The 5,619-nt window shown below is 51.0% G+C and carries 5 protein-coding genes and 1 pseudogene; all 6 read right to left on the bottom strand.

The window, feature by feature from the left end; translation table 11 throughout:
- Window positions 1-120: 120 nt before the first annotated feature.
- On the bottom strand, window positions 121-2,022 hold the full coding sequence (locus H6F86_RS13885) for an ATP-binding protein (protein WP_190449207.1): 1,902 nt from the start codon (window positions 2,020-2,022) through the stop codon (window positions 121-123).
- Window positions 2,023-2,118: 96 nt separating this feature from the next.
- Entirely contained in the window at window positions 2,119-3,006 is an 888-nt protein-coding gene (locus H6F86_RS13880; protein ID WP_190449206.1) for a PhnD/SsuA/transferrin family substrate-binding protein, read from the bottom strand.
- 99 nt (window positions 3,007-3,105) lie between these two features.
- Window positions 3,106-3,255 carry a hypothetical protein gene (locus H6F86_RS13875; protein WP_190449205.1) on the bottom strand — a complete coding sequence of 50 codons (150 nt, stop codon included), beginning with the start codon at window positions 3,253-3,255 and terminating at the stop codon, window positions 3,106-3,108.
- A 176-nt stretch (window positions 3,256-3,431) separates the two neighbouring features.
- Window positions 3,432-3,599, bottom strand: a pseudogene (locus H6F86_RS13870) (glycosyltransferase); the annotation flags it as partial.
- A gap of 327 nt (window positions 3,600-3,926) precedes the next feature.
- On the bottom strand, window positions 3,927-4,241 hold the full coding sequence (locus tag H6F86_RS13865; protein WP_190449204.1) for an SMI1/KNR4 family protein: 315 nt from the start codon (window positions 4,239-4,241) through the stop codon (window positions 3,927-3,929).
- Window positions 4,242-4,458: 217 nt separating this feature from the next.
- Window positions 4,459-5,619 (bottom strand): VCBS repeat-containing protein (locus H6F86_RS13860; protein ID WP_190449203.1); only part of this gene is annotated, 1,161 nt, incomplete at its 5' end.

The raw sequence follows: 5,619 nt of genomic DNA, 5'->3' as shown, positions 1-5,619 counted from the left end.
GCGTGGTTGAAAAGTCGTATTCGCAAACACTTACGTGCTGCCACTCCTTTGCGCGATGCGATGGAAACCGTGCTCAAGCAGGCTGCGTCCTAACTTCTATGGCGGTAGCTATAGAAAGCATCAGTGTCGAATTGGAATTTGAAGCTTAAACTCCGTGCCCTTGCCCACGGTTGAAAAGCAAGCCAACTTGCCAGCATGTTTCTCAGCAATGATTTGGTAACTGATGGGCAGGCCCATACCAGTGCCTTTGCCAATCGGCTTAGTGGTAAAGAAGGGATCAAAGACTCGTTGTCGAACGGCCTCAGGCATACCAGGACCATTATCGGCGACCGTTACGACGAGCCATTCGGCATCAAGCAGCGCTGTGCGAATCTTAATATAACTCGGATCAGCCTGCCGCTCCTGGTCGATCCACTTAGCCTGGCGCTCTTCCAAAGCATCAATCGCATTGGCCAAGATATTCATAAACACCTGATTGAGTTGCCCGGGATAGCATGCCACCAGCGGTAGCTGGCTATACTCTTTAAGCACTTGAATAGCGGGACGTTCGGCTCTTGCCTTTAAACGGTGTTGCAGAATCAACAAAGTACTGTCCAGCCCTTCATGGATGTCCACTGACTTAAATGCCGCTTCATCCAAGCGAGAAAAGTTACGTAGGGACAACACAATCTCACGAATGCGCTGTGTCCCCGTCCACATCGATTGCCTAATTTTGTGGAGATCCTCGGTAAGAAAAGCAAGGTCAATTGCTTCTAAGGTTTCTTGTAGTGCCTGCGGTGGATGGGGATAGTGCTGCTGATACGCCTCCACAACTTGCAGCAGGTCTTGTGTATAGCTATCCATATGGGCGAGATTGCCATGAATAAAATTAACTGGGTTGTTGATTTCATGGGCCACTCCAGCAACCAATTGTCCGAGGCTAGACATTTTTTCACTCTGCACCATCTGTGCTTGGGTGCGATGCAATTCCTCTAGCAGTTGTTTGAAATGTGCATTCTTTTCACTCAGTGCCTGGGTTCGTTCTTCCACTCTTTGTTCTAAAGTTTGGTTATAGGTCTCTAGCTGTGCATTGGTGTCTTGCTGCTGTTTCAGTAACTGGTGCACTGAGTCAATGAGTTGATTGAACGACCGAGCCAGCGCACCCACTTCGTCGGTACTGCTGACAGGGGCTTGCAGGGTAAAATTAGAGTGCCGAATTGCTTGCTCAGCAATATCAGTTAGGGTGCGCACAGGACGAGCGATCGCCCGAGCAATCAGGAAGGCGAGCACGATGGCGATCGTAGTCGAGAGCGCCATACTAAGCAGGATGATTCGTAGTCTGAGGGCATCGGCTTGAAGGAGCTGTGCATTGGCTTGGTCTTGCTGTCGTTCGGCTGCCTGGTGAATCAGCGCTAACCGTTTGGCCAGGTCTTCAAATTGGATTTTGATCTGAGTTGCTTCGGGTCCACGAATGGCTGCGACAATCTCTTGCTCTGCAAGAGCCAGCCCGTCGGATGACCGTTTTTGCGGATCGACTTGTTGCCAAAGACCTTGCGTCAAGCGATTGTACGCCTCTAGGGTTTGGTGATACTTCGACAGTAACTCTTTCAATTCAGCCAGGCTGACCGCCGTATCGTTCGGGTTCTTTTCAATAAATTGCTCTAACTCAGACAACGTTCGCTTCAGTTGACGCGTGAAGAGTTGAAACTTACTCGTTTCGTACTGGAACCACATCGAATCCTGCAGCACAGCAAACAGCTCTTGAGGATGAGACCGTACAGTTAAGGTCATTCGGTTTAGCTCTCCCAATAGGTGTTGTTGTTGATCCGTTAGCTCACGGTGAGACTGAGCCTGCTGCTGGTAATAATTGCCGATGACGAGTCCGATTGCCGTTCCAGTCACCCCAATGCCAATGGCTATCCCGTAGCTATAGCTAATTTTTTGGGCAATGCTAGAGTTTGCAACCGCAGATTTGAAGGAATTCAACCACAGCTTTGGAGCGTTCATATAAAATTCAGCCAGCAGCAACGATCCGATGGACATCACAACAAGAGGGGTCAAGGCAACCAGCAGCGTACGATCGCTGAACCGCTCCCCTCGGTCTATGAGAGAACCTCTTAGCGTCTAAATACGAGACGCTCACTGAAGCACTTCTGCTTGCCCAATCACACGATAGACCTCCCGAATCATGTTGTAGTCCGTGTCATTGGCAGCGCTCAGTCTGCTGCCCCCGAATCTTTTAGCGAGTGCCTCTCCAGCCAAAATGGCCTGCATGAGCTTTGCTCGGCGCTCTAGCATGCGTAAGCGAATCACTTCGCTCACTTGAGGACTAATCTGGCTACTCACGGCAAAAACATCCCCTGGTAGCAGTGGACCTTGCGCTAGTACTGGATAATCTTTGGCGGACAGACCTTCCTCTTTCAAGGTGGCTAAGTAACGCGAAAGAGCCCGTGACGCCGCATCAATTTTGCCCGTTTTCAATCTCGCGAGGCGACCATCAGCGTCTGGCTCAATGATTTTGACCGCCCGTGGGTCTACTCCCGCATCAAGCAGTATCTTGACCGCACCGAGATGCGAAGCGGCGGCCCCGAGTTGCCAAACATCCAACGTTTTTCCTTTGAGATCGGCTAGGGACTGAATGCCGCTACCCGCATAGACAGCAATCACCGTCCGATAGTTCTGGCGTTGGAGGGTAACCACGGGAATCGCTTGTGCCCTAGCCCGTAAGACCACATATTCCGAGGGTCCTGCCCAAGCAAAGTCGATCTCTCCTGCTAGCATGGCTGGAGCAGCAGCGAGCAGATTTTCTACAGGAAAGAACTCAATGTTGGTTTCTAGCACTTCTGCCAACGCGGCTCGAAACGGCTCATAATCACGCTGTAACGCTTCTAGCCCTTTCGCATCGGTCACTGCAAACCGGAGTTTTTTGGGCATGGTCACTTGTGACTGAGTCGAGCGGGTTTGGGTGGCAGCAGAACAGCCGCTGGCAAACAGCAGAGAACCCGTGACAAAATGGCGTCGCTTCATAAGGGGTTGAGCAGCAAAAGGAGTGGGTTGGGCAGCAAAAGGAGCGTCAGGATGGTGAGTGCAACGACTCAAGCGCAGTCAGCTTAAGCTGTCAGGTTCTTAAAAGCGCTCCAGACTCTTAGCGGTCACAGCATACCAGTAGGCTGAAGGGTCGTTGGAGAAGGGCGTAAGCTTAGGAAGCCCCAAAAGCTGAGTACGAGTACGAGTGTCGGCAGAATTTACGCGTTTTGTCGGAAATTTCTCATCCATTTGTCAGAGCTCTAGTCAACCACTCTCAATCGAGCAAAAGCTGTTCAAGCTCCAGAAATGTCAGTATGGTCATGAAATCTGAGTGATTCAAGAGAGCAAAGTTTATCATAGGGGTATTAAAGCCTTACATAGGAGGGCTTTCGCCGCTCGACTCAAAACAGGGCTAATTTTGTTGGCTAGTTGCGGGTGGCAGCAACCACTTGAATGCGTTTATTACGTTGAGCGTAGTGGGTGGCGATCACTACCGAGTCATCCGTAGAGCCGTCGTTCCAAAGCAGGAGTGCAAAGTCGGCGTGGGTTTGCGCGAGGCTGCTCTCGCTCACCGGCAGTAGAGAAGCGGCACGCTTGTAGACCGGGCAAGGAAAACAGGGAGAGTCACAGCCTGATTAGCGTTTCATCGGCTGTGCTCTTCTACCAGTATTCCCAAACTCAAGCACTCTTACCAAAACGAGTATTATGCAATGAACCGCCAAACTTCAACATAGAAGAACGGTGAATCAGTCTGGTCTGGGCAGGGTGCCATCATCTTTAAGCCAAGGACCCTTTCTTAAGGGTTCGCCATTTAAGGCTCGTTGAATGAGATGGCTGAAGCTTAAAGCTTCATATGTAGAATATTCAAAACTACAGTCTCCCATTCCAGCAGAAAAAACTGTCCAGTTTCCTTTGCCAAGCTAGTTCTCTGGGTCAAAGTAAAAAATATTATCCCCACAATCGTTACCAAAAAAAATCATACCGGGCAACCCGGGAGACCAATCTGGATCGGGATTAACGGACTCAAATTCGTACAAGTTATACAGAGATAAGCGGTTATCGACAAACTCGCCACCGTCGCTGTACATGAGAAACTGTCGATAGCTCTCAGGAAACTTGACACCAAGAGCTTGTTCTATCCGTAATAAATCATCTTCTCCGACTGAAGGTAGGTACCCCTCAAATTTTTCGGGTGTACGTTCCAGCAGTTGTACGACATTGAATGGTTCACCCACTGTTCTACCTCGGTTGTACTACGACTCATTGGCTTCTACCAATTATCGATTCAAAGCTGATATGTCATTGATGGGTTGTGGGTTCTGCAACGGGGCAATGGCAGAATAAGCTTCAGTACCGAAGATTGAAAGGACTGTCTTTTGAGGCTAGGGCTTACTTTGATACGCAGCGTGGTCGGTGGTCAAACACGTGCTTGTGTACAGTGCCCGTCTTAAGTTAAGCGAACGTGAATGGTCGCACACTCCACTCACTGGATGTGTTAGGAAGTTGATACGCTTGCACATAGCTGAAACCACTCAGTTGCCAGAGCCCCGTTTGCCCCGTCGTCGCATTGCGCCACAGGAAGTCCGGTGTCCGGTCCCCGCCCAAGTCAGCAACACCTACCAACTGCCAGTTCACATCTGGTGCCGCTGTGACGAAGTAGCCGCTTTGTAACCCTGTGCCATTCATCTGCCAGATCGCATTCTCGCCCGTCGCCCGGTTGCGCCACACGATATCCGCAAAGCCATCATGGTCAAAATCAGCCGTGCCTGCCACCTGCCAGTTGGTGTCCCCTACGGCATTGATATAGAAAGCACTCTTGGTGGTCAAGCCGTTCATCTGCCAGATGGCGTTCTCGCCTGTCACCTGATTGCGCCACAGCAGGTCCGTCTTTCCGTCGTTGTCAAAGTCAGCCGTACTGACGATCTGCCAGTTCACATCCGCGACAGTGGTAATAAGTGCAGCCGTTTGGATGCTAAAGCCGTTCAGCTGCCAAATGGCATTCTCCCCGGTGGTCTGGTGACGCCACACGAGGTCGGCAGTGCCGTCACCATTGAAGTCGTCGGTGCCCAGAAGCTGCCAGTGCAGGTCGGCGATCGTGGCGAGGTAGTAGCCGCTCTGGAGCCCCGTGCGGTTCATTTGCCAGATGGCGTTCTCGCCCGTCGTCTGGTGGCGCCAGAGGAGGTCAGCGTTGCCGTCGCGATCAAAGTCAGCGGTGCTAACGATCTGCCAGTTAAGATCAGCCAAAGTGGGCAGGTAGTAGCTGCTCTGTAAGGTCGAGCCGTTCAATTGCCAAACCACGTTCTGTCCGCTTATACGGTCGCGCCATAGCAGTGCATCGTTGACCGCAGTAATGGCAATCGCGGCTTTATCAGTGCTTGTGCTAAAAGCCGTATTGTTACCGTTGTTAGTTGTATCGGCAGTACTGCCATTGCTACCACTAGTCTGATCCCAGGCGCGAAACGTCACGCCGTTCGTAATGATGCCATTGAAGTTAGCATTCGGTTGAAAGTACAGCCTGGTGCTGGTGTCTGCTTTGAGTAAACGTGCACTGGTGTTGGAAACGATCCCGATCGCACTCCAGGTGCCGCCATTATCTATACTGTAAAACCAGTT

The organism is Phormidium sp. FACHB-592 (genome assembly GCF_014695795.1).
Taxonomy (GTDB): Bacteria; Cyanobacteriota; Cyanobacteriia; order Leptolyngbyales; family Leptolyngbyaceae; genus Stenomitos.
Note: the sequence above shows the minus strand (reverse complement) of the source record. Positions and strands in the feature narration are given on the sequence as shown.